A 22,356-nucleotide genomic window follows, 5' to 3' on the forward strand; every position below is an offset into this window, starting at 1 on the left:
GGACGGGTTGTCGGTAGAGTCGACTGTCAGTCGACTGCTCTTGGCGGTACCGCTGAACAGCCCGCGCTGCGCGCGATAGTCGACTCTACCGACTGACGAAGCCGGCCAGCGCCTCGGCGCAGTCGCGTTCATCCTTGAACTGCAGCAGGTCGTCGGCGCGGGTGCGTCCGCGGTTCAGCGCCACTACGGGCAAGCCGGCCCTGGCGGCGGCCTGCACGAAGCGGAAGCCCGAATAGACCATCAGCGAGGAACCCACCACCAGCACGGCGTCGGCCTGCTGCAGGTGCTCATGCACGGCCGCCACGCGCTCACGCGGCACGTTTTCGCCGAAGAACACCACGTCCGGCTTCAACACCCCGCCGCAGTGCGGGCACTCGGGCACCACGAAGCGGGAGAAATCGGTCTCCAGATCGGCGTCGCCATCGGGAGCGACGCCGGCCTCCAGGGCATCCCAGCCTGGATTGGCATCCAGCAGCCGCTGCTGGAAATCCTCACGGCGGCTGCGGCGTTCGCAGCCCATGCAGCGCAGCAGGTCCAGGCGGCCATGCAGGTCGATCACGTTGTGGCTGCCGGCGCGCTGGTGCAGGCCGTCCACGTTCTGGGTCAGCAGCACCTGCAGCTTGCCACGCGCTTCCAGTGACGCCAGTGCCTGGTGGGTGCCGTTGGGCCGGGCCAGGCCGAAGCGCGGCCAGCCCAGCAGGCTGCGCGCCCAGTAGCGCTGGCGGGTGGCCGCCTCGCCCATGAAGGCCTGGTAGGTCACCGGCGGCGTGCGCTTCCACTGGCCGTCGGTGTCGCGGTAATCGGGGATGCCCGAAGCGGTGCTGCAGCCGGCACCGGTCAGCACGAACAGGCGCTGGGCGCGGTCGATGAAGTCGGTCAGCGGCGGAGTCATGGTCTTCAGGTGGGGGCGCTGGGGCGCCCCCGCAAGCATCGGTTCAGGGCGCAGCGGGCAGACGCGGCACGGCCGTGGGCTGGCCGTCTTCACCCAGCGCGATCATCACGAAGTGGCCGCGGGTACACAGCTGGCGCTCGCCGCTGTGCAGGTCTTCGGCAATCAGCTCCACTTCGACCTTCATCGAGCTGCGGCCGACCTCGACGATACGGCCGATGGTTTCCACCATCTGGCCGATGCGGATCGGCAATTTGAAGTCGACCTGGTCGCTGCGTGCGGTCACCACGGTGCGGCGGGAATAACGGGCGGCGGCCAGGAACGCGGCCTTGTCCATCCACGCCAGCGCCTGGCCACCGAACAGGGTGCCCATGTGGTTGGTGTGGTTGGGGAAGACGATTTCGGCCATGCGCACTTCGATGGGCGGCACGGTCTCGGGGATCGGGGTCATGGCGGGGATGTCGGTGTGGGGTGCGGCAATTTTAAGCCAGGCCCCGTGCAGGCGGCGCTACACTTCGCCACGCCCACTGCCAGGACTGACCATGCCCGCACCCTCCGACCTTGTGGCCTTCGCCCTCATCTCGCTGGGCATGGTGCTTACTCCCGGGCCGAACATGATCTACCTGGTCTCGCGCTCGATCTGCCAGGGCCGCACCGCCGGCTTGATCTCGCTGGGTGGGGTGGCGCTGGGCTTCGTGTTCTACATGCTGTGCGCGGCGCTGGGCATCACCGCCCTGCTGATGACCGTGCCGCTGGCCTACGACACACTGCGCATCGGTGGTGCGTTGTACCTGCTGTACCTGGCCTGGCAGGCGCTCAAGCCCGGCGGCCGGTCGCCGTTCGCGGTGCGCGATCTGCCGCCGGACAGCCCGCGCAGGCTGTTCGCGATGGGCTTTCTGACCAACCTGCTGAATCCGAAGATCGCGGTGATGTACCTGTCACTGCTGCCGCAGTTCCTGCACCCGGAAGGCCATGGCAGCGTGCTGATGCAGTCGCTGGTGCTGGGCTTCACCCAGATCGCGGTCAGTGTCAGCGTCAACGCCGTGATCGCGGTGATGGCCGGCAGCATCGCCGGCTTCCTGGCCGCGCGCCCGACCTGGCAGGCGGTGCAGCGCTGGCTGATGGGCACGGTGCTGGCCGGGCTGGCGGTGCGCATGGCGGTGGAAGGGCGGCGCTGAGCGTAGCGTCGAGCTTGCTCGACGGCTTTGCGCGAGCGGCAGTCGAGCAAGCTCGACCCTACAAGAACAAAAAACCCCGGCGTTGGCCGGGGTTTTTTGTTGCAACCGGAGTGACCGCTTCGATCAGAAGTTCATGTCGAAGGCGACTTCGCCCTGCACGCCAACCTGGTAGGCCGAGACGCGGCGTTCGAAGAAGTTGGTCAGTTCCTGCACGTCCTGCAGTTCCATGAACGGCAGCGGGTTGCGCACGTTGTACTTCTTTTCCATGCCCAGCTTGGCGAAGTGCTGGTCGGCGCAGTGCTGCAGGTACTGGCGCATGTCGCGGGTCGAGATGCCCGCCACGCCGCCGGACAGCACGTCTTCGGCGAACTGCACTTCGCATTCGATGGCCTCGGCCAGCATGTCATAGACCTGCTGCTTCATCTCATCGTCGAACAGGTCCGGCTCTTCCTCACGCACCACGCGCACCGACTCGAACGCGAACTCCATGTGCGCGCTCTCGTCGCGGAACACCCAGTTGGTGCCCGAGGCCAGGCCCGGCAGCAGGCCGCGCGAACGGAAGTAGTACACGTAGGCGAAGGCGGCGAAGAAGAACAGGCCTTCGATGCAGGCGGCGAAGCAGATCTGGTTGAGCAGGAACTGGCGGCGCTCGGCACGGGTCTCGATGCGCTTCAGATCCTGGATCGAGTCGATCCACTTGAAGCAGAAGTCGGCTTTCTTCTTGATCGAGTCGATGTTCTCCACCGCGGCGAAGGCTTTGACGCGCTCCTCCGGGTCCGGCAGGTAGTTGTCGAGCAGGGTCAGGTAGAACTGCACGTGCAGCGCTTCTTCGTACAGCTGGCGCGACAGGTACATGCGCGCTTCCGGCGCGTTCAGATGCTGGTACAGGTTCAGCACCAGGTTGTTGGACACGATCGAATCACCGGTGGCGAAGAACGCAACCAGGCGATGGATCAGGTGGCGCTCACCCGGCGACATCTTGCTGTGCAGGTCGGTGATGTCGATCTGGAAGTTGATCTCTTCCACCGTCCAGGTGTTCTTGATCGCATTCCGGTACATGTCATAGAACTGCGGGTAGCGCATCGGGCGCAGGGTCAGTTCAAAACCGGGATCGAGCAGCATCTGCTTGGGCTTGTCGGCCATGGGTGTTTCCTTGAATTCCTGGGTGAGCCGCCGGGCATGGCCCGGCGCTACCGTGGGTGTTTTTCCGCAGCCGAGCATGGCTCGGCTCTACAGGTGCGAGGTGTTCGAGTGCCGGCCAGCGGCCGGCACTACCGCGCGGTGTGTTACTGGCAGGCCTCGCAGGCTTCCGGGTTTTCCAGCGAGCAGGCAATCGCTTCGTCCGGGCTGAACACCTTGGCCGGGGCCGCGCTGCTCACCGTGGTCTTGGCGATCTTGGTGGCCGGACGCGAACGCAGGTAGTAGGTGGTCTTGATGCCCTGCTTCCAGGCGTACATGTACATGGACGACATCGCACCGATGTTCGGGCTTTCCATGAACAGGTTGAGCGAGGCCGACTGGTCGATGAAGGCACCACGCTCGGCGGCCATGTCGATCAGCGAACGCATCGGCAGTTCCCAGGCGGTGCGGTAGACCTCGCGCAGGGTTTCCGGAATCTGCGCCACGCCGGCAATGGAACCTTCGGCCAGCTTGATGGCGTCGCGCATGTCAGCGGTCCACAGGCCCAGCTTCTTCAGCTCGTTGACCAGGTAACGGTTGACCTGCAGGAAGTCGCCGGACAGGGTCTCGCGCTTGAACAGGTTGGACACCTGCGGCTCGACGCACTCGTAGCAGCCGGCGATCGAGGCGATGGTCGCGGTCGGGGCGATCGCGATCATCAGCGAGTTGCGCAGGCCGTGTTCCTTGATGCGGGCGCGCAGGGCATCCCAACGTGCGGTGTCTTCGGGCACCACGTTCCAGGCGTCGAACTGCAGTTCGCCACCGGCGGCACGGGTGTCGTTGAACGACGGGTGCTTGCCGCGTTCCTGGGCCAGCTCGCAGGACGTTTCCAGCGCGTGGAAGTAGATCGTTTCGGCGATCTTCTTCGACAGGGCGCGGGCTTCGGCGCTGTCGAACGGCAGGCGCTTGCGGAAGAACACGTCCTGCAGCCCCATGCAGCCCAGGCCGACCGGACGCCAGCGCAGGTTGGCGCGGCGGGCGGTTTCGATCGGGTAGAAGTTCAGGTCGATGACGCGGTCGAGCTGGCGCACGGCCAGGCGCACGGTCTCGGCCAGCTTCTCGAAATCGAAGTCGTTGTGCTCGTCGAAGTGGTTGCCCAGGTTGATCGAACCCAGGTTGCACACGGCGGTTTCATCGTTGGAGGTGACCTCCAGGATTTCCGTGCACAGGTTGGACAGGTGGATCACGTTGCCGGCGCGCAGGGTCTGGTTGCTGGCGCGGTTGCACTTGTCCTTGAAGGTCATCCAGCCGTTGCCGGTCTCGGCCAGCGTACGCATCATGCGGGCATACAGCTTGCGCGCCGAGATGGTGCGGCTGGCCTTGCCCTGCGCTTCGGCCTGCACGTAGGCCTGCTCGAAGGCTTCGCCGAACAGGTCGGTGAACTCCGGCACGACGCGCGGATCGAACAGCGACCATTCCTGGTCGGCCTCGACGCGCTTCATGAACAGGTCCGGCACCCAGTTGGCCAGGTTCAGGTTGTGGGTACGGCGGGCTTCGTCACCGGTGTTGTCACGCAGCTCGAGGAAATCCTCGACGTCGGCATGCCAGGTTTCCAGGTACACGCAGGCAGCGCCCTTGCGCTTGCCGCCCTGGTTCACCGCGGCCACCGACGAATCCATGGTCTTCAGCCACGGCACGATGCCGTTGGAATGGCCGTTGGTGGACTTGATGAGCGAACCACGCGAACGCACGCGGGTGTAGCTGACGCCGATGCCGCCGGAGAACTTGGACAGCTGGGCGATATCGCCGTACTTGGCGTAGATCGATTCCAGCGAGTCCTGCGGCGAGTCCAGCAGGAAGCACGAGGACAGCTGCTCGTGGGTGGTGCCGGAGTTGAACAGGGTCGGGCTGGACGGCAGGTAGTCCAGGTTGCCCATGCGCTTGTACAGCGCCAGGGTCTCGGACACGTCCTCGCTCAGCGCGCTGGCGATGCGCAGGAAGAACTGCTGCGGGGTCTCGATCACCTTGCGGGTGTGCGGGTGGCGCAGCAGGTAGCGGTCGTACAGGGTACGCAGGCCGAAGTAATCGAAGTTCAGGTCCAGCGAGATGTCGATGGCATCGTTGAGCTTGCGTGCGTTGGTCTGCACGAAGTTCAGCAGGCGATCGTTGATCAGGCCCACTTCGTGGCCACGGCTGACCGACTGCGAGAAGGCGTAGATTTCCTGGCCCGACACTTCCTTGGCGATGTAGTTGGCCAGCAGGCGCGCGGCCAGACGGCCGTACTCGGGCTCTTCACCGATCAGCAGCGCGGCGGTACGGATGGACAGTTCATCCAGCTCGCGGGTGGTGGCGCCGTTGTACAGGCCGGAAATGGTGCGGGTGGCCACGCGCATCGGATCGACGGCGTGCAGGCCTTCGGAGGAACGCTGCACCGCGCGCACGATCTTGTTCAGGTCCACCAGTTCGGTGGTCCCGTTGCGCTTGGTCACACTCATCGCGTTGGCCGTCGGCGGCGACGTCAACAGGAACTCGCTTTCCTTCTCGATGGTGGCGCTGGATTCGGTGCTCACGGCGTGTGTCCTCTTGGCGTGATTGGGGGTGCTCGATGCATCGGGTGACGCGGCCCGGGACATGACAGCCCAGGATGGCAGGACGGCGTCGCAGGGGATGAGACCCTGCGCCTGCCACTGCCGTTGACGGTTGCGTGCGGGTATCCGGGAGACCCCGCGGCGGACCCCCATACCTGGGGTTGTTGCGACCGACGGCCACAAGATAGTGGGGGTAATGGGGTCCGTCAACGCCAAATGTAGTGAAATTCGGCAATCCCTTGCGCCGCAAGGATCGTGCCATCGACGCCCGGATCAGACGCTTCAGACCTGCCGGAACGGGCTGCGCAGTCAAGCCCGAAAGGCGTCATTACGGTGGTACAACGCACCGAGGAAACGGAACAATGACAGCTTCACATGACAGTGATGAAGCTGGCCAGGGACAACCCTGTGGATAGGTGGTGGGCATCCGGTGGGCAGCCGCTGGCGGGGTGACTTCCGGCCGATGCCGGCGCGGCCTGGCGGGCAGATGCTGCAGGCTCGTCACACGGACTGTCGCCATGGACCTGCGCCTGCCCACCCTCGCCCTGCTGTCGGCCTTGCTGCTGGCCCCCGCGCAGGCCGCCGATGCGCCGAAGCTGCGCGCGGACCAGTGCGGCATCCGCACCGATTACGACGTGCTGGTGGACAGCGGTGGCATCTGGCTGCGGCACGGGCCGCAGGCGCCGCACGAAGTGGTGTTCCACGATGGGGTGCTGAGCCTGGACGATACGATCGTGCCGGTCAGCGCCGCCGACGCCGCACGCCTGCGCCAGCTCGAGGCCGGCGCCCGCCAGTTGATGCCGGCGGCCACGGCGCTGGCCCAGGAAGTGAGCGGGCTGAGCTTCGACGTGCTCGACGGAGTCTATGAAAGCCTGACCGGCACCGCCAACAGCCGCAAGGTACGGCGCCTGCGCCGGCAGGCCGACGACTGGATCGGCGGCACGCTGGGCAAGGGCTACTGGGAACAAGCCGTGTTCGGGCCGGGCTTCGAGGCCAAGGTGCAGGACATGGCCGAGTCGCTGTCCGCGTCCATCGCCCGCAGCATGCTCTGGCAGATCTTCACCGGCCGCAGCGACGCCATGGAGGCGCGCGCCGACCGCCTGGACGCGCAGATGGAGCAGCAGCTGGAAGGCCGCGCCGAGCGTATCGAAGCCCGCGCGCAGGCGCTGTGCCCGCTGGTGCAGGCGCTGGCTGACACCCACGACGCGCTGGAGGTGCGCTACCAGGGCCAACCGCTGCGGCTGCTGGAGCGCAGCGAGGGGATCCGGGTCGAGCACGCCGCCGACACCGGCCTTCAGGTGTCGGCCGGGCCGGATGAGCGGCCACTGGGGAACGCGGTTGCGCCCACGCGGTAGCCACGCGGCGCTGATGTAGAGCCGAGCCCACGCTCGGCTGCTTTTCGGCACATCATGCAAAAGCAGCCGAGCGTGGGCTCGGCTCTACAAACGGCACTCCCCCTCACGCCCGGTGCGGGGTTCCCAGATACTCGGCGCTCTGCATCTCGATCAGGCGCGAGGCGGTGCGCTCGAACGCGCCCTGCAGGCGCTGGCCGGTGTACAGCTCGATCGGCGAGGTGCTGGCGGTGCAGACCAGATTGACGTGGCGATCGTACAGCTCGTCGATCAGGTTGACGAAGCGGCGCGCGGCATCTTCGTTCAGGCGGTCGAAGGCAGGAATGCCGCCCAGCAGCACCGTGTTGAACTCGTGCGCGATCTCGATGTAGTCCGAGGGCCCGCGCGGGCCCTCGCACAGGGCGGCGAAATCGAACCAGGCAATGCTCTTGCCCCGGCCGCGCACCGGAATCTTGCGGCCCTCGATTTCGATGTTGCCGGGCTTGGCCGGCTGGCCGCCACTGAGTTCGGTCCAGCGCGTGGCCAGCCAGGCATCGCTGTCGGCGGCCAGCGGCGCGCGGTACACCGGCGAGCGGGTCAGCGCGCGCATGCGGTAGTCCTCGGTGCCTTCGGCGTACAGCTCCACGCAGAAGCGCTGCAGCAGGCCGATGGCCGGCAGGAAGCTCTCGCGCTGCAGGCCGTTGAGGTACAGGTTCTCCACCGCTGTGTTGGAGGTGGTGACCAGGGTCACGCCTTCGGCAAACAGGCGCTCCAGCAGCCGTGCCAGCAGCATCGCGTCGCCGATGTCGGTGACGAAGAACTCGTCCAGCACCAGCACGCGCAGGTTGCTGCGCCATTCCTGGGCGATCTTCGCCAGCGGGTCGCTCTGGCCCTGGTGCTCGCGCAGGCGCTCGTGGACGCTGCGCATGAAGCGATGGAAATGCGTGCGGTACTTCTGCTTGATCGGCAGGCCGTCGTAGAACAGGTCGACCAGGAAGGTCTTGCCGCGGCCGACACCGCCCCAGAAGTACAGGCCCTTGACCGGCTCGGGCTTCTTCCAGAACGAGGACAGGCGGTCCAGCCAGCCGTCCTCGGCGCTGTCGACCAGGCCCCGATGGATGCGGTCCAGCTCGGCCAGCGCCGCATGCTGGGCCGGGTCGTCCTGCCAGTCGCCACGGGCGACTCCTTCGGCATAGCGCTGCGAAGGCGTCAGCTCGGCTGCACTCATGCTGCCGCGCCCAGCCAGTGCTTGACGCCGTGGGTGAGCGCGCCGCGCAGGTCGATCAGCTTGCGGTGGAAGAAGTGGCTGGTGTCGGGCATGCGCACCAGTTCGTGCGGTGCGCCCAGGGTGTCCAGCCACTGGTAGACCGCCTGCGGGTCGACGATCTCGTCCTGCTCGCCCTGGATCACCAGCCAGCGTGCCGGCGGTTGCACGCCGTCGAAATCCCAGCGGCCAGCCGGCGGTGCGATCGAGATCAGCGCCTCCGGCTGCAGTTCACCTGCCGCCTTCAGCGAAACGAACGACCCGAAGCTGAAGCCGGCCAGCCACAGGCGATCGTCCGGACGCTGGCTGCGCACCCAGGCGACGACGGCCTTCAGGTCGTCCTGCTCGCCTGCGCCGTGGTCGAACTCACCGGCCGAGGCGCCCACGCTGCGGAAGTTGAAGCGCACCGTGGCGATGCCCAGCTCGCGCAGGGTAGTGGCGGTCATGGTGACCACCTTGTTGTGCAGGGTGCCGCCTTCGGTGGACAGCGGATGGCAGATGACGGCCACGATCGGCTGCGCCGGCACATCGGCCTTGGGCAGGTCGACGACCACTTCCAGCGGACCGGCCGGGCCGTCCAGTTCGAGGCAGGCGGTTTCGCCGGGGGCGACGGGGAACAAGGGCTTGTGCATGGCACCATGATACCGTCCCCCGCCCCTGCCCTGTGCCCGCCTCATGCTCTACCTGTCCCTGGCTGTGATCTGCAGTGTGCTGGTTTCGGTGTTGTTGAAGGTGGCCGGACGCCGCCAGCTGGATGTCGCGCAGATGGTCACCTGGAACTACCTGGTGGCGGCAACGCTCACGGCCGTGGTGCTGCAACCACCGTTGGACGCGCTGCGCGCGCCGCATGCGCCGTGGCTGTCGCTGCTGGCGCTGGCGGTGGTGCTGCCGTCGATCTTCCTGGTGCTGGGCCGCGCGGTGGCGGTGGCCGGCATCGTCCGCAGTGATGTGGCGCAGCGGCTGTCGCTGCTGCTGTCGCTGGCCGCGGCATTCCTGTTCTTCGGCCAGACCGCTACGCCGTGGAAGCTGGCCGGCCTGGCGCTGGGCCTGGTCGCCATGGTGGCGATCAGCCTGCGCCCGCGCGGCCCGGCACTGGCGCCCTCGCCCGGCGGCTGGGGCTGGCTGCTGGGCGTATGGGGCGGGTTTGCCGTGGTCGACGTGCTGTTGAAGCAGGTGGCGCTGTCCGGTACGCCATCGATGGCGGCGGTGCTGGCCAGCTTCAGCGTGGCCTTCGTGCTGATGCTGGCGCTGCAGCTGTGGCGGCATTTCAGTGGCCGCAGCCGGCTGGCCTGGCGCAACCTCGGCGCGGGTGCACTGCTGGGCCTGCTCAATGGCGGCAACATTCTTTTCTATGTGCACGCGCACCAGGCGATGCCGGACAGCCCGGCCACCGTGTTTGCCGGCATGAACATCGGCGTGGTGGTGCTGGGTGCGCTGGTGGGTGTATTCGCCTTCGGCGAGGCCACCACGAGGTGGAACCGCGCCGGCCTGGCGCTGGCGGTGCTGGCGATCGGGTTGATCGCCTGGGGGTGAGGTATCGGTGGTGCCGGGCCATCCCCGGCAAATCGTTTCCGCAACTCCGGAGAGGTGTCACTTTCTTTGCGCGCACCACGTTGCAGGAGCAGCGTGGAACGGCGTAGCCGGCCCGTAGGGTGGCGCACATGGATGTGCGCCATCAAGAAAGTAACCAAAGAAACGCTCCGCCAATCGCCAGCCGGTGCTGTGCACCGGTACCCTGCGCTTCTCGGTGAACCAGGGGGCGGCGCCGAACTCGCTGCGCTCAGACATCGGCGCCTCTTCTCCCCTGATTCACCTGCGATGCTCGGCTCGCTTGAAGGCGGACTGGTAGATCAAAAGCAACGGCAGCATGCGTGCCGATCAAGGTCCCTACCAGAGCAGCTCCCCGGCGAACCTTAGTTGTCGAAGCCCAGCAGCAGCGGGTCGTGGTCGGAGCTGCGCCACGGGCCCTGCACGTTGCGGCCCTGGTAGCCGCTGGCGTCCTGCTCGTCGGCATTGCTGTGCCATTCGGCGGCACCGCGCAGGCGCTTGGCCATGCCCGGGCTCAGCAGCGCGTGGTCAAGACGGCCGCTGTAGCCGTTGTAGACGTAGCTGTAGGGGTGCTCGACCTTGGCCACCTTGAACGCGTCCTGCCAGCCCAGGTCATGCAGGGTGCGGATGGGATCTTCCATCGCGTAGGCATTGAAGTCGCCCAGCAGCACGATGTCCTTCACCTTCAGGCGCGCGGCTTCGCCATTCACCCACTGGTTGAGCTGGCGCGCCGATTCCACACGGGTGGCGTTCCAGCAGCCCTGGCCATCGTTCTGGTCGGCATCGGCACCGCTGGCATCGCGGCAGCCCTTCGACTTGAAGTGGTTGGCCACCACCATGAACGGCGCGCCCTTGCCCTGGAAGGCCTGCGCCAGCGGCGCGCGGCTGTGTTCGGCAAACGGGCCGTCGGTCCGGGTCAGCGGCTTGCCCAGCGGCTTGAACGACCCACGCTTGTAGATGATGCCGACCCGGATCGGATTGGTGCCCGGGCCTTCGCCCGAATCCACCGCCACCCATTCGTCGTTCGGGTCGGTGCGCGGCAGTGCATTGAGCGCGGCCAGAAGTTCGGCGATGGCCGAATGCGGACCGTAGCCGTCGTTTTCCAGTTCCATCAGCGCGGCGATGTCGGTATCCAGGGCGCTGATGGTGGCCACCAGCTTGGCCACCTGCGCCTTGTGCTCGTCCAGCGTGCGCGCGCCACGCAGGGTCGGGAAGCCACCGCCCTGGCCATCACCATTGAAGAAGTTCTCCAGGTTGAACGCGGCGATCTGCAGGCTGCCCGGCACCTTCGGCACCGGCGGGCGCTGCAGTTCCGGCAGCTGCAACGCGCCGTCCACCTGCAGGCGGGCACGGCCCTGTGCGTCCACGCGCACGGTGCCTTCCACGTTGCGCAGCTGCATGCCGGTGCGCAGCACCGGATTGCCCGGCAGATAAGCCACGCTGCCGGGGTCGCGGGCATCGCTGCCGTCGTCCAGCAGCAGGCGGCGGCGCTGGTTGTCGGCCATCACCTGCTCACTGCCCGCGGTGCCCGGCGCGGCCACTTCGGTCGGCTGCCAGAGGCGGCCGTCGAAGGCCACCGTCAGCTCGCCGAAGCGTTCCAGGCCGTCGGTACCGGCCAGGGTCAGCGGCGCGGCGATGCGCACGCGCTGGCCATCCAGCGCGCGCCAGTCCGAGGGCGCGGCGGTCAGCATCACGGTGGCGCTGCCGCGCGCGGCCGGCGTTACCGGGGCCGGTGCGGCCTGCGGCTGGGCCTGGGCGAAGGCGCTGGCCGGCAACAGCAGGGACAGGGCAAGGGCAAGGGAGCGGCGGCGCATCGACGGGCGATTCCAGGGAAGAGGGGGCACAGACTAACCCCGAAATGCGAAACCCCGCTTGCGCAGCGGGGTTTTGGCCGTGGTGGGCAAAACCGGGGTAGTGCCGGCCGCTGGCCGGCAACCTCATGATCTTCCTACGATGCGTGGTTGCCGGCCAGCGGCCGGCACTACCGTCTACTTCAGGTTGCCCAGCATCCAGTCCACGGTGGCGTGGATCTGCTCCTCGGTCAGTGCCGGGTTGCCGCCCTTGGGCGGCATGATGCCGCCGTCGGGGCCGGTGTAGCCCTCGATGGCGTGCTTGTAGAGGGTGTCCTTGCCCTGTGCCAGGCGCTTGTCCCAGTGCGCGTGATCCAGCGTCGGGGCCTGGCCGACACCGGTGGTGTGGCAGGCCGTGCACAGGTTGTCGAAGATCACCTTGCCGTCCTTGGTGCCGCCGTAGGCCACCTGCGAGGCGGCCTTGGCCAGTGCGGCGGCCTTGGCCGCGGCCTGCGCAGCGGCGCCGGTACTGCCGGCATAGACCGCGCCGGTGGGCGAGATGCGCTGTTCGGTGCGCTTGGCTGCCGTGGGCGACACCTCGGGCGGAATCCGGGTGTGGATGTAGGCGGCAAGGAGGATCAGGCCGAGGGTGATGGCCATCAACAGCGCGATCACCATGGAGAAGCGTTTCAGGAACTCCAGATCGTAATTCCGCACTCTTCGTTACCCCTGGCTGATAGTCGTTGGACCACGGCTGAGCGACTGCGTGATGGGCCGAGTATAGAACGCGCTCCGCGTGCGACAACAGGCGTCACTGCTGGTGCGACGCAACATGCGGGGGCCGGGGTCAGATCGCTTTTGCCATGCAAATGGGATCTGACCCCGGCAACAGCAGCCGGCCAGCGGCCGGCTCTACCGGCTTGCGGGGGCGCCGATCGCGCGCAGGCAGAAGCTGCAGATCGCGTCCACCAGTGCGTCCTCGTCGCGATGCGCTTCGCGGCTGGGCGCGGTCGGGCCGACCATCGCTTCGGTGAATGCACCGACCAGGCAGGCGGCGGCCACATGTGCGTCCTGCGCCGGCAGCTCACCGGCCGCCACGCCTTCTTCCACCAGCCGCAGGAACACATCGCCGAACGCGCGCCGGCCGCGCATGCGCTCGGCTTCCACATCCGGGTCGACCGGTTCGACGATGAAGGCATGCGCCAGCCCCGGCCCGGCCAGGGCGCGACGGACGAAGGCAGTGATCGCCAGCCGCAACCGCTCGCTGGCGGCCTCCGGTCCCTGCGCGATGCGCTCCATGATCGCCACCTCATGGGCCACCGCGGCGTTGAGCACTTCCACGAACAGCTCGGCCTTGGACGGGAAATGGCGGTAGATCAGCCCGGTGGATACCCCCGCCTGGGTCGCCACGGCGGTCACCGGGGCGTTGCGCCAGCCGCCGGTGGCGACCAGCGCGCGGGTCGCCAGCAGGATCCGTTCACGGGCGCCCGCCAGGCGTTCTTCCATCAATGCAGAGCGTTTGTAGGCCATGTTCTGATTCTAGTTTCAATTTTTGAATTCGTATTCACTTCTTACCCGAACCCCGCTACGCTGGGGCCATCGCCCGTGTGGGTGGCGGTCCTGTACACCGCCATCCACTCCCCCGCCGGGTGCGTCCATTTCCCGCCATCCCGCCGTGGAGCCACCACAATGCACGTGCCATCCCTGAACTTCGATCTTGGCGAAGACATCGACCTGCTGCGCCAGAGCGTGGCCCATTTTGCCGCCGCCGAGATCGCCCCGCTCGCCGCCGAGGCCGATGCGACCAACCAGTTCCCGCTGGCACTGTGGCCGAAGCTGGGCGAACAGGGCCTGCTCGGCCTGACCGTGGAAGAAGCATACGGCGGCACCGGCATGGGTTACCTGGCCCACGTGGTGGCGATGGAAGAGATCTCGCGCGCCTCCGGCGGCATCGCCCTGTCCTACGGTGCGCACTCCAACCTGTGCGTGAACCAGCTGCGCAAGAACGGCAGCGAGGAACAGAAGCAGCGCTTCCTCCCGGACCTGTGCAGCGGCGCCAAGGTGGGTGCGCTGGCGATGAGCGAACCGGGCGCCGGTTCGGACGTGGTGTCGATGAAGCTGCGCGCGGACAAGCGCGGCGACCGCTACGTGCTCAACGGCAACAAGATGTGGATCACCAACGGCCCGGACGCCGATGTGCTGGTGGTCTACGCCAAGACCGACATGGAGGCCGGCGCCAAGGGCATCACCGCCTTCCTGGTCGAGAAGGGCATGAAGGGTTTTTCCACCGCACAGAAGCTGGACAAGCTGGGCATGCGCTCCTCGCCCACCTGTGAACTGGTGTTCCAGGACTGCGAGATTCCCGAAGAGAACGTGCTCGGTGCGGTGGGCGGCGGCGTGCGCGTGCTGATGTCCGGCCTGGACTACGAGCGCGTGGTGCTGTCCGGTGGCCCGCTGGGCCTGATGGCCGCGGCAATGGACGTGGTGATGCCCTATGTGCACGAGCGCCACCAGTTCGGCGAACCGATCGGCAGCTTCCAGCTGATCCAGGCCAAGATAGCCGACATGTACGTGGGCCTGGGCGCCTGCCGCGCCTATGTCTATGCCGTGGCGCGCGCCTGCGACCAGGGCCGTACCACCCGCCAGGATGCGGCCGGTGCGATCCTGTACGCCGCCGAGAAGGCGACCTGGCTGACCGGCCAAGCGATCCAGATCCTCGGTGGCAACGGCTACATCAACGAGTACCCGACCGGCCGCTTGTGGCGCGACGCCAAGCTGTATGAAATCGGCGCCGGCACCTCGGAGATCCGCCGCATGCTGATCGGCCGCGAACTGTTCCAGCGCACCCTGTAAGGCCACCGCGATGACCGTACTGAACAGCCAGCTGCAACCGGGCAGCGATTCGTTTGAAGGCAACCGCGCAGCGATGCAGGCGGTGGTCGACGACCTGCACGCCACCCTGGCCCGCACCGCCCTGGGCGGCAGCGAGGCGGCGCGCGCCAAGCACACCGCACGCGGCAAGCTGTTGGTGCGTGACCGCATCGACGCCTTGCTCGACCCGGGCAGCGCCTTCCTGGAAATCGCGCCGCTGGCCGCCCATGGCATGTACGACGATGCCGTGCCTGCGGCGGGCGTGGTGGCCGGCATCGGCCGGGTGAGCGGCGTGGAGTGCGTGATCGTGGCCAACGACGCCACGGTCAAGGGCGGCACCTATTACCCGATGACGGTGAAGAAGCACCTGCGCGCGCAGGAGATCGCCGAGCAGAACCACCTGCCGTGCATCTACCTGGTCGACTCCGGTGGCGCCTTCCTGCCGCTGCAGGACGAGGTCTTCCCCGACCGCGACCATTTCGGCCGCATCTTCTACAACCAGGCCAACCTGTCGGCGCAGGGCATTCCGCAGATCGCCTGCGTGATGGGCAGCTGCACCGCCGGTGGTGCCTACGTGCCCGCGATGAGCGATGAAACGGTGATCGTGCGCGAACAGGGCACGATCTTCCTCGGCGGCCCGCCGCTGGTGAAGGCGGCCACCGGTGAAGTGGTGACGGCCGAGGAACTGGGCGGCGCCGATGTGCACACGCGCATTTCCGGCGTGGCCGACCACATGGCCGACAACGACCTGCAGGCGCTGGCCCGGGTGCGCGCGATCATCGCGCAGTTGAACTGGCGCAAGCCGGAACCGGCGATGGCGGTGCAGGCGCCCGAAGAGCCGCTGCTGCCGGCGCATGAACTGTATGGCGTGATCCCCGCCGACACGCGCAAGCCCTACGACGTGCGCGAAGTGATCGCGCGGCTGGTCGATGGCTCGCGTTTTGATGAGTTCAAGCCGCGCTACGGCGCAACGCTGGTCACCGGCTTCGCGCATCTGAACGGTTACCCGATCGGCATCATCGCCAACAACGGCATCCTGTTTTCCGAGTCGGCGCTGAAGGGCGCGCACTTCATCGAACTGTGCACCCAGCGCAATATCCCGCTGGTGTTCCTGCAGAACATCACCGGCTTCATGGTCGGCCGCAAGTACGAACAGGGCGGCATCGCCAAGGACGGGGCCAAGCTGGTGATGGCGGTGGCCTGCGCCAAGGTGCCCAAGTTCACCGTAGTGATCGGCGGCTCGTTCGGTGCCGGCAACTACGGCATGTGCGGCCGCGCCTATTCGCCGAACTTCCTGTGGATGTGGCCCAACGCGCGCATCGGCGTGATGGGTGGCGAACAGGCGGCCAGCGTGCTGGCCACGGTCAAGCGCGATGGCATCGAAGCCAAGGGTGGGCAATGGCCGGCCGTGGAGGAAGATGCGTTCAAGGCGCCGATCCGCGAGCAGTTCGAACACCAGGGCCATCCCTACTACGCCAGTGCCCGCCTGTGGGACGACGGCGTGATCGATCCGGCCGACACCCGCCGGGTGCTGGCGCTGGCGCTGTCGGCCAGCCTCAACGCCGCCCCGCAGCAGACGCGCTTCGGCGTGTTCCGCATGTAACCCATGCCATGACCGAGCACGCTCCCATGAAGCCCGTTGCCATGTTCACCAAGATCCTGATCGCCAACCGCGGCGAAATCGCCTGCCGCGTGATCGCCACCTGCCGTCGCCTCGGCATCGCCACCGTGGCGGTGTATTCCGATGCCGACCGCAACGCGCGCCACGTGCGGCTGGCCGACGAAGCCATCCACATCGGCCCGGCCGCCGCACGCGAGAGCTACCTGCGCGGCGATGCCCTGCTCGACGCCGCACGCGCGACCGGCGCACAGGCCATTCACCCCGGCTACGGTTTCCTGTCCGAAAACGCGGACTTCGCCGATGCCTGTGCCGTCGCCGGCATCACCTTCATCGGCCCGCCGGCCAGCGCCATCCGCGCGATGGGCGACAAGAGCGCCGCCAAGGCACTGATGGCCCAGGCTGGCGTACCACTGACCCCGGGCTACCACGGCGACCAGCAGGCGCCGGACTTCCTGCGTGCACAGGCCGATGCCATCGGCTACCCGGTGCTGATCAAGGCCAGCGCCGGTGGCGGTGGCAAGGGCATGCGCAAGGTCGAGCGCAGCGAGGACTTCGTCGATGCACTGGCCAGCTGCCAGCGCGAGGCGGCCTCGGCGTTCGGCAACGATCACGTACTGGTGGAGAAGTACGTCGAGCGCCCGCGCCACATCGAGATCCAGGTGTTCGGCGATTCCCACGGTGATGCGGTGTACCTGTTCGAGCGCGACTGCTCGGTGCAGCGCCGCCACCAGAAGGTGCTGGAAGAGGCCCCCGCACCGGGCATGAGCGCCGAGCGTCGTGCGGCGATGGGCAAGGCCGCCGTCGATGCCGCGCGCGCGGTGGGCTATGAGGGTGCGGGCACGGTGGAGTTCATCGCCGGCCCGGAGGGCGATTTCTACTTCATGGAAATGAACACCCGGCTGCAGGTCGAGCACCCGGTGACCGAGTACATCACCGGTACCGACCTGGTGGAATGGCAGCTGCGCGTGGCCGCCGGACAGCCGCTGCCGCTGCGCCAGGAACAGTTGGCGATTCACGGTCATGCAATCGAGGCGCGTCTGTACGCCGAAGATGCCGACCGCGGCTTCCTGCCCTCCACCGGCACCCTGCGCCGTCTGCGCCTGCCGACGCCGTCGGCCAACGTGCGCGTGGATACCGGCGTGGAGGAAGGCGACAGCATCACCCCGTACTACGATCCGATGATCGCCAAGCTGATCGTCTGGGACGTGGACCGCGATGCCGCGCTGCGCCGCATGAGCCAGGCCCTGGCCGACTGCCAGGTGGTGGGCGTGACCACCAATGCCGGCTTCCTGCGCCGGCTGGTGAACACCGATTCGTTCACCCACGCCAAGCTGGATACCGCGCTGATCGAACGCGAGCAGGCGGCGCTGAGCGTGCTGGGCGACAGCGACGACGCACTCTGGCTGCTGGCGGCGGTGGCGGCGGTGGCCAGCACCGCGGTCGCCAGCACCGACGCACGCGATCCGCATTCGCCGTGGCAGGCACAGGACGGCTGGCGCCTGGGTGCCCGTGCGCCACGCGTGCTGCCAGTGCAGCAGGGCGAGCGCCGGCACAGCCTGAAGGTGTGGGCGCAGGCTGACGGCTGGCGCGTGCAGTGCGATGACGCCGCGCCGGTACTGGCCATCGGCACGGCCGACGCGCACGCACTGACCGTGCAGCTGGGCGGGCGCCGCTGGACACTGCAGCTGCTGCGCGACGGTGACCAGCTGTACCTGTTCGGTGCCGATGGCCAGCATCGTTTCACCCTGCACGATCCGGTGGGTGAATCGGACCATGCCGTGGCCGACGCTGGCAGCCTGCTGGCACCGATGCCCGGCAGGATCGTGGCCACGCTGGTCGCGGCCGGCACCGAGGTCAAGCGCGGTACGCCGCTGGTGGTGCTGGAGGCGATGAAGATGGAGCACACCCTGCAGGCACCGGCCGACGGCACGGTGAAGGGCTACCGCGCCAAGGCCGGCGACCAGGTCGGTGATGGTGCGGTGCTGGTGGACTTCGAGGCCGCCTGAGGGTGGCGTGGCCGGGCCCTGTGGCCCGGCGACAGCGCAGGCCGCTGACCGTCAGCCCGGCAGCGGCCACACGTGGCCACCCGGATCCAGTTCCGCAGTGGTCTTTTCGGCCTTGCGCCAGCCCAGCCCGCAGATGGCCAGTGCGCCTTCGGCCATCGGCCGCAGCCCGAACGCGCGCCCGGCCTCGGCTTCGTTGATGGCGGCGGTGACGAAGGCGCCCAGACCCTGTGCGGTCGCGGCCGCATACAGCGCCTGCGAGACATGCCCGGCATCGAGCGTGACCGCGCGATAGGCCTTGGCGTGGTTGCGGTACTTCCAGTAGTTGCGTTCGAACCGGCACACCAGCACCAGCAGCACCGGCGCATCGGCGAACCAGTGCTGGCCGGCCAGCAGCCGCAGGCCCAATGCTGCCGGATCGTCCACCGGGCCGGGCAGCCGCCCCAGCTCATGCGCCAGCGCGTGGTAGTGGTACAGGCCCGGCGCCAGCCCCTCCACGTTGCGCACCAGCAGATAGGCTTCCAGCGGATGCAGGCTGCCGGCCGAGGGCACGTTCTTCTTCAGGAAGCGCACCCCCGGATCGGTTTCCACCTGTGCCTGGGCCATCAGCACCTGTTGCAGCACCCGCGCCAGCAACGGCAGCGGCAACGCGCGGGCACGATCGAAGTTGCGGCAGGTGGCCCGTGCCTGCAACAGCGGCTGCAGCGGGTCATCCTGACAATGCGGCAGCGGCACCGCGTCGGGCAACCGCGGCGGCGCTTCCGGCGGCGGGTTGCCGAAGCTGCGCACCAGATCGCGGGCTGTCACCAGCTGGTGCTGCTCCATGTCCTGCACGCTGTCCACGCCATCCCAGCACGACTGCTGGTAATGCAGCGCCGACAGCGGCCACCAGTGGCTGTCGCGCAGCTGCTGCTCGGCCGCGAACACCTCGGCGTGGGCCGGGTCATCGCTGACCAGCAGCCCCTGCTGCAGCAGCGCCAGCACGCGGCTGCGTGCCTCCGGCGCCTGCGGCAACGACTGCCAGCGTTCGGCACTGCAGGCCAGCAACCAGGCACAACTGGCCGCATCGATCACCTGCACGGTCGGCAGATGCGCGGCGTGTACCTGCAGCACCGGTTGCAGCTGCACGCCCGTACCACCGGCCAGCAGCGCATCCAGGTTGAAGGCGGGGCGTTCCACCGGCTCGACGAACAGCGTCCGGCAACGACGGAATCTCATCGCGATGGCATCCCACGGTTGTGCAGGGCGCCGATCATAGCGTGGCACGCGCGCACGCCCATCAACTTCGCGGCGTTGCCGCCGATATTTCCATTTTCCCAACCTTGCGGTCGTATCCCATGTCTGCTTCGCCCCTCTCCGCCGACGTTGTCCGGCAGCTGCTGGACCGGCTGTCCAGCGATGATGCCTTCCGTGCCGAATTTGCCAGGGATCCGGGCCAGGCGCTGCTCGCACTCGGCGCCGATGAGGAAACCGTGCGCGCCTGCCATACACCGCTGGCCTCGTTGGGCGGCAAGGCGGAGTTCGCCAAGGCCGCTGCACGCATGCACCAGCTGCTGGACGTGCGCGCCGCGTTCACCGTGCCGTTCCTGTTCGAAGATGGCCTGCCGGGCCTGGATCAGTAAACCGGCCTCAGGGCGCGGCTGACGCGCCCTTGCCCGCCAGCGGGGCGGGCCGGATCGCCGTCAACCGCTGCACGTCCATCGCGTTCAGTGGAAGCAGCGCGTAGTCGCCAACATCCTCGGCAAATGCCAGGCCTACGTGGCGTTGCAGCCACTGTGCGTGGCGCAGGGCGGCGGCGTGGTCGCCGCTGGCCGTGGCCAGGTCCATCTGCAGCACCCGCCACTGGAACAGGCTCGCAGCAGGTTGCTGGGCCAGCAGCGACTGGGCCTGCGCCAGCCGGCCCTGGTCGAGCGCGATGCGCGCCTGCAACAGGTTCCACAGCTCGCGCAGGCGCGGGTCTGCATCGCGTTCGGGCAGCGCCTGCAACGCCTCCCGTCGCTGCGCCACCACCGCGCCCTGACCGGCGCGCACGGCGTGGTAGGCCGCGGCAAGCGCGATGAATGCGTTGCGTCGTGCCGGCGCCGGCTGCGAACGATCAACCGCCTGCAATGTCCGGTCGAGCACCTGCTGGTAGGCCTGCGACGCGGCGGGCACCGGCTGCTGGCCACGCCAGGCCAGCGCCTGCAGCGCCAGGATGTCGCACAGGCCGGAGCCGGTCGTGCACTGCGCGGCCGCCTGCTGCATGTCATTGGCCGCTTCGCTGCGGTGATCCTGCATGCCCAGCACCGCCGCACGCAGCATGCGCGCTCCCAGCCCGGAGGACCGCATTGCCGCAAAGCCGGCATTGGCCGCATCGAAATCACCCGACAGGGCCAGCAGCAGCGGTTCCATCGCATCCCCGTTCCAACCCGGATGCAGACGTGCGCCACGCAGGGCGGCTTCGGCGGCGGCCATCTCGCCACGCGCCAGCTGCACCCGCGCCACGAACACCAGCACCAGTGCACGGCGCGAATGCTGCCGGGCCAGCAACGGCTGCGCCGCGGCCAGGGCGCCGTCGTAGTCACCCTGGGTGTAGAGGATCTTGGCGTAGTTCATCCAACCGGCCGGATCATCCGGGTACAGCTCGGTCAGCATCCGCCAGCGGTCGGCGATGCGTGCCGGCGGAGCTCCCTGGAAATCGGCGGCCCACGCGTCCAGGTAGAGCTGGTCACGCGCGGTCAGGTGCGCACGCTGGCTGACCGCTTTCTGGTACAGCGCGGCGGCCTGCTCCAGGTTGCCCTTGGCGTGCTGGATGTTCATCTGCCCGACATAGGCAAAGGCGAACCCGGGGTCGAGCCGGGTGGCCTGTTCGAAGAACATCAGCGCGTCGTCATAGCGCGCTGCCGCCGTGGCGTCCACGCCCTTGGCATAGGCATGCAGCGCATCGAGGTTGGCGGTGGCCACGGTCGGCAGCGGCCGCTGGTCGCGGCCGACATCGCGCAGGGCCTCGCCCAGGTCCGTGCGCAGCGCCGCGACCACGTGGTCGGTGGAGGCCAGGATCGAATCCAGCCCGCGACCGTCGGCAAAGCGGGTGTAGACGGTCTGCCCGCTGCGCGGATCGACCACTTCGACACTGACCCGCACCTTGCCGTTGAGCTCCAGCACGCTGGGCACCAGCACCGCACGCACGCCATCGCGCAGCGCCACTTCGATGGCCAGGCTGCGGTCCAGACGTGCCTGCGGCGGCCGCTGCATCAGCTGCAGGGTGTCGCGCACCTTCAGTTCGCTGAGGATGTTGACGAACCGAGACTGCCCCAGGCTGATGTACAGCGCCTGCTCCAGGCTGCTGTCCAGCTGCGGGTACGCGGTGGCGTTGTGCACGGCCGAGACGATCACCCAGTCACGCTCGGCAAAGGCGATGGCCGGTGCCGGCCGCAGCAGCGTCCACAGCAGCACGCCCAGCGCCAACGCCAGCGCAGCCTCGGTCACCAGGGCGGCCGGGCGCCGCCACAGCGGCAGATCACGCCAGGCCTTTTCGCCCGAACGCGGTCTGCGCAGCGGCGCACTGCCCCGCAGGCCGATCTCGAAGACTTCCTGGCGCTCGCTGATACCCTTGAACCGCCAGCAGCCATGGTCCTTCCAGCGCAGCTCATCGGCCGCCCACGGCAGTTCGCCGCTGGCCCGGCGCGCCATCTTTTCCGCGCTGGCCGACAGCAGGACCTGCCCCGGCCACGCCAGCTGCATCAGCCGCGCGGCCATCGGCTTGGCCAGACCCTCCACTTCCACCGGCTTGGCGCCGTGGGCCATGGCCTCGGCACTGTTGTTCCACAGCAGCACATCGCCCACGTGCAGCCCGGCGCGCGCGCGCAGCACGATGCCGCGTTCGCGGCCCAGCGCATCCACCGCGCTCTGGTAGGACAGCGCGAAGCCGACCCCATCGATGGTGCGCTCGAACAGCATGAACAGGCCGTCGGAGCGATCGATCAGCTGGCCGTTCCAGCGCTGCTGCAGGCCAAGCACCAGCCGGTCGTGCTGCTGGAACAGCTCAGCGGCGCTGATGTCGCCGATGCGCTCGACCAGCTGCAGCGAGTCGCACAGGTCGGTGAACAACAGGGTCCGCACCTGCGGGCTCTGCACCGGAAGGGAATCCTGGATGCCGTCCATTGCCACCTCTG

General features: G+C 67.9%; 18 protein-coding genes. 7 read left to right on the plus strand and 11 right to left on the minus strand.

The window, feature by feature from the left end; translation table 11 throughout:
* Positions 1 to 85: 85 nt before the first annotated feature.
* Positions 86 to 892 (minus strand): NAD-dependent protein deacetylase, encoded by an 807-nt coding sequence (locus tag AC5YGJ_RS12175; RefSeq protein ID WP_496186679.1) that lies wholly within the window; start codon positions 890 to 892, stop codon positions 86 to 88.
* Between the two features lie 43 nt (positions 893 to 935).
* Positions 936 to 1,340: an acyl-CoA thioesterase gene (locus AC5YGJ_RS12180; protein WP_107231471.1), complete on the minus strand. Its 405-nt coding sequence runs from the start codon at positions 1,338 to 1,340 to the stop codon at positions 936 to 938.
* A gap of 91 nt (positions 1,341 to 1,431) precedes the next feature.
* Between AC5YGJ_RS12180 and AC5YGJ_RS12185 the strand changes: the two genes are divergently transcribed.
* Positions 1,432 to 2,067 (plus strand): LysE family translocator, encoded by a 636-nt coding sequence (locus AC5YGJ_RS12185; protein WP_496186680.1) that lies wholly within the window; start codon positions 1,432 to 1,434, stop codon positions 2,065 to 2,067.
* Between the two features lie 123 nt (positions 2,068 to 2,190).
* Here the strand turns inward: AC5YGJ_RS12185 and AC5YGJ_RS12190 are convergent, their stop codons facing one another.
* Complete coding sequence (locus tag AC5YGJ_RS12190; RefSeq protein ID WP_008264781.1) at positions 2,191 to 3,210, minus strand: ribonucleotide-diphosphate reductase subunit beta; 1,020 nt, start codon at positions 3,208 to 3,210, stop codon at positions 2,191 to 2,193.
* A gap of 143 nt (positions 3,211 to 3,353) precedes the next feature.
* Positions 3,354 to 5,756 carry a ribonucleoside-diphosphate reductase subunit alpha gene (locus tag AC5YGJ_RS12195; RefSeq protein WP_107231469.1) on the minus strand — a complete coding sequence of 801 codons (2,403 nt, stop codon included), beginning with the start codon at positions 5,754 to 5,756 and terminating at the stop codon, positions 3,354 to 3,356.
* Positions 5,757 to 6,292: 536 nt separating this feature from the next.
* Between AC5YGJ_RS12195 and AC5YGJ_RS12200 the strand changes: the two genes are divergently transcribed.
* Entirely contained in the window at positions 6,293 to 7,129 is an 837-nt protein-coding gene (locus AC5YGJ_RS12200) for a DUF2884 family protein (RefSeq protein WP_249842236.1), read from the plus strand.
* Between the two features lie 103 nt (positions 7,130 to 7,232).
* Here AC5YGJ_RS12200 and zapE read toward each other — a convergent pair whose 3' ends face one another.
* The gene (zapE, locus tag AC5YGJ_RS12205; protein ID WP_057497008.1) at positions 7,233 to 8,333 is read right to left on the minus strand and encodes a cell division protein ZapE; all 1,101 of its coding nucleotides are present in this window, start codon (positions 8,331 to 8,333) and stop codon (positions 7,233 to 7,235) included.
* Positions 8,330 to 9,001 carry an alpha/beta hydrolase gene (locus AC5YGJ_RS12210; RefSeq protein WP_409460772.1) on the minus strand — a complete coding sequence of 224 codons (672 nt, stop codon included), beginning with the start codon at positions 8,999 to 9,001 and terminating at the stop codon, positions 8,330 to 8,332. Before AC5YGJ_RS12210 ends, zapE begins: the two co-directional genes overlap by 4 nt.
* 43 nt (positions 9,002 to 9,044) lie before the next feature.
* Between AC5YGJ_RS12210 and AC5YGJ_RS12215 the strand changes: the two genes are divergently transcribed.
* Positions 9,045 to 9,902, plus strand: a complete 858-nt coding sequence (locus AC5YGJ_RS12215; RefSeq protein ID WP_496186681.1) for an EamA family transporter — start codon at positions 9,045 to 9,047, stop codon at positions 9,900 to 9,902.
* Between the two features lie 380 nt (positions 9,903 to 10,282).
* Here the strand turns inward: AC5YGJ_RS12215 and AC5YGJ_RS12220 are convergent, their stop codons facing one another.
* From AC5YGJ_RS12220 to AC5YGJ_RS12230, 3 genes are all read right to left on the minus strand, one after another.
* Complete coding sequence (locus tag AC5YGJ_RS12220) at positions 10,283 to 11,731, minus strand: ExeM/NucH family extracellular endonuclease (RefSeq protein WP_496186682.1); 1,449 nt, start codon at positions 11,729 to 11,731, stop codon at positions 10,283 to 10,285.
* 174 nt (positions 11,732 to 11,905) lie between these two features.
* Positions 11,906 to 12,424, minus strand: coding sequence for a c-type cytochrome (locus tag AC5YGJ_RS12225; protein WP_057497004.1), 519 nt, complete (start codon positions 12,422 to 12,424; stop codon positions 11,906 to 11,908).
* A 195-nt stretch (positions 12,425 to 12,619) separates the two neighbouring features.
* Positions 12,620 to 13,237 (minus strand): TetR/AcrR family transcriptional regulator, encoded by a 618-nt coding sequence (locus tag AC5YGJ_RS12230; protein ID WP_249842240.1) that lies wholly within the window; start codon positions 13,235 to 13,237, stop codon positions 12,620 to 12,622.
* 159 nt (positions 13,238 to 13,396) lie between these two features.
* Between AC5YGJ_RS12230 and AC5YGJ_RS12235 the strand changes: the two genes are divergently transcribed.
* From AC5YGJ_RS12235 to AC5YGJ_RS12245, 3 genes are read left to right on the plus strand one after another with little or no spacing between them, the layout of a single operon-like run.
* The gene (locus AC5YGJ_RS12235) at positions 13,397 to 14,560 is read left to right on the plus strand and encodes an isovaleryl-CoA dehydrogenase (RefSeq protein WP_107231462.1); all 1,164 of its coding nucleotides are present in this window, start codon (positions 13,397 to 13,399) and stop codon (positions 14,558 to 14,560) included.
* Positions 14,561 to 14,570: 10 nt separating this feature from the next.
* Entirely contained in the window at positions 14,571 to 16,181 is a 1,611-nt protein-coding gene (locus AC5YGJ_RS12240) for a carboxyl transferase domain-containing protein (RefSeq protein ID WP_249842241.1), read from the plus strand.
* Between the two features lie 8 nt (positions 16,182 to 16,189).
* Positions 16,190 to 18,205: an acetyl/propionyl/methylcrotonyl-CoA carboxylase subunit alpha gene (locus AC5YGJ_RS12245; RefSeq protein ID WP_496186683.1), complete on the plus strand. Its 2,016-nt coding sequence runs from the start codon at positions 16,190 to 16,192 to the stop codon at positions 18,203 to 18,205.
* A 51-nt stretch (positions 18,206 to 18,256) separates the two neighbouring features.
* Here AC5YGJ_RS12245 and AC5YGJ_RS12250 read toward each other — a convergent pair whose 3' ends face one another.
* Entirely contained in the window at positions 18,257 to 19,420 is a 1,164-nt protein-coding gene (locus AC5YGJ_RS12250) for a putative peptide maturation dehydrogenase (protein WP_496186684.1), read from the minus strand.
* A gap of 119 nt (positions 19,421 to 19,539) precedes the next feature.
* Here AC5YGJ_RS12250 and AC5YGJ_RS12255 point away from each other — a divergent pair, with 119 nt between their 5' ends.
* On the plus strand, positions 19,540 to 19,824 hold the full coding sequence (locus AC5YGJ_RS12255) for an NHLP-related RiPP peptide (protein ID WP_107231458.1): 285 nt from the start codon (positions 19,540 to 19,542) through the stop codon (positions 19,822 to 19,824).
* A gap of 7 nt (positions 19,825 to 19,831) precedes the next feature.
* On the opposite strand, the gene AC5YGJ_RS12260 is transcribed toward AC5YGJ_RS12255, so the two are convergent.
* Positions 19,832 to 22,345 carry a putative peptide modification system cyclase gene (locus AC5YGJ_RS12260; protein ID WP_496186685.1) on the minus strand — a complete coding sequence of 838 codons (2,514 nt, stop codon included), beginning with the start codon at positions 22,343 to 22,345 and terminating at the stop codon, positions 19,832 to 19,834.
* Positions 22,346 to 22,356: the final 11 nt, after the last annotated feature.

The organism is Stenotrophomonas sp. CS3K5, from assembly GCF_059515225.1.

What these genes read in the sequence shown, in the direction of transcription:
- AC5YGJ_RS12175 (WP_496186679.1), bottom strand. Translation starts at nt 892, where the DNA reads ATGACTCCGCCGCTGACCGACTTCATCGACCGCGCCCAGCGCCTGTTC.
- AC5YGJ_RS12255 (WP_107231458.1), top strand. Translation starts at nt 19,540, where the DNA reads ATGTCTGCTTCGCCCCTCTCCGCCGACGTTGTCCGGCAGCTGCTGGAC.
- AC5YGJ_RS12235 (WP_107231462.1), top strand. Translation starts at nt 13,397, where the DNA reads ATGCACGTGCCATCCCTGAACTTCGATCTTGGCGAAGACATCGACCTG.
- AC5YGJ_RS12230 (WP_249842240.1), bottom strand. Translation starts at nt 13,237, where the DNA reads ATGGCCTACAAACGCTCTGCATTGATGGAAGAACGCCTGGCGGGCGCC.
- AC5YGJ_RS12180 (WP_107231471.1), bottom strand. Translation starts at nt 1,340, where the DNA reads ATGACCCCGATCCCCGAGACCGTGCCGCCCATCGAAGTGCGCATGGCC.
- AC5YGJ_RS12190 (WP_008264781.1), bottom strand. Translation starts at nt 3,210, where the DNA reads ATGGCCGACAAGCCCAAGCAGATGCTGCTCGATCCCGGTTTTGAACTG.
- AC5YGJ_RS12245 (WP_496186683.1), top strand. Translation starts at nt 16,190, where the DNA reads ATGACCGAGCACGCTCCCATGAAGCCCGTTGCCATGTTCACCAAGATC.
- AC5YGJ_RS12210 (WP_409460772.1), bottom strand. Translation starts at nt 9,001, where the DNA reads ATGCACAAGCCCTTGTTCCCCGTCGCCCCCGGCGAAACCGCCTGCCTC.
- AC5YGJ_RS12250 (WP_496186684.1), bottom strand. Translation starts at nt 19,420, where the DNA reads ATGAGATTCCGTCGTTGCCGGACGCTGTTCGTCGAGCCGGTGGAACGC.
- AC5YGJ_RS12220 (WP_496186682.1), bottom strand. Translation starts at nt 11,731, where the DNA reads ATGCGCCGCCGCTCCCTTGCCCTTGCCCTGTCCCTGCTGTTGCCGGCC.
- AC5YGJ_RS12215 (WP_496186681.1), top strand. Translation starts at nt 9,045, where the DNA reads ATGCTCTACCTGTCCCTGGCTGTGATCTGCAGTGTGCTGGTTTCGGTG.
- AC5YGJ_RS12200 (WP_249842236.1), top strand. Translation starts at nt 6,293, where the DNA reads ATGGACCTGCGCCTGCCCACCCTCGCCCTGCTGTCGGCCTTGCTGCTG.
- AC5YGJ_RS12260 (WP_496186685.1), bottom strand. Translation starts at nt 22,345, where the DNA reads ATGGACGGCATCCAGGATTCCCTTCCGGTGCAGAGCCCGCAGGTGCGG.
- AC5YGJ_RS12240 (WP_249842241.1), top strand. Translation starts at nt 14,571, where the DNA reads ATGACCGTACTGAACAGCCAGCTGCAACCGGGCAGCGATTCGTTTGAA.
- AC5YGJ_RS12185 (WP_496186680.1), top strand. Translation starts at nt 1,432, where the DNA reads ATGCCCGCACCCTCCGACCTTGTGGCCTTCGCCCTCATCTCGCTGGGC.
- zapE (WP_057497008.1), bottom strand. Translation starts at nt 8,333, where the DNA reads ATGAGTGCAGCCGAGCTGACGCCTTCGCAGCGCTATGCCGAAGGAGTC.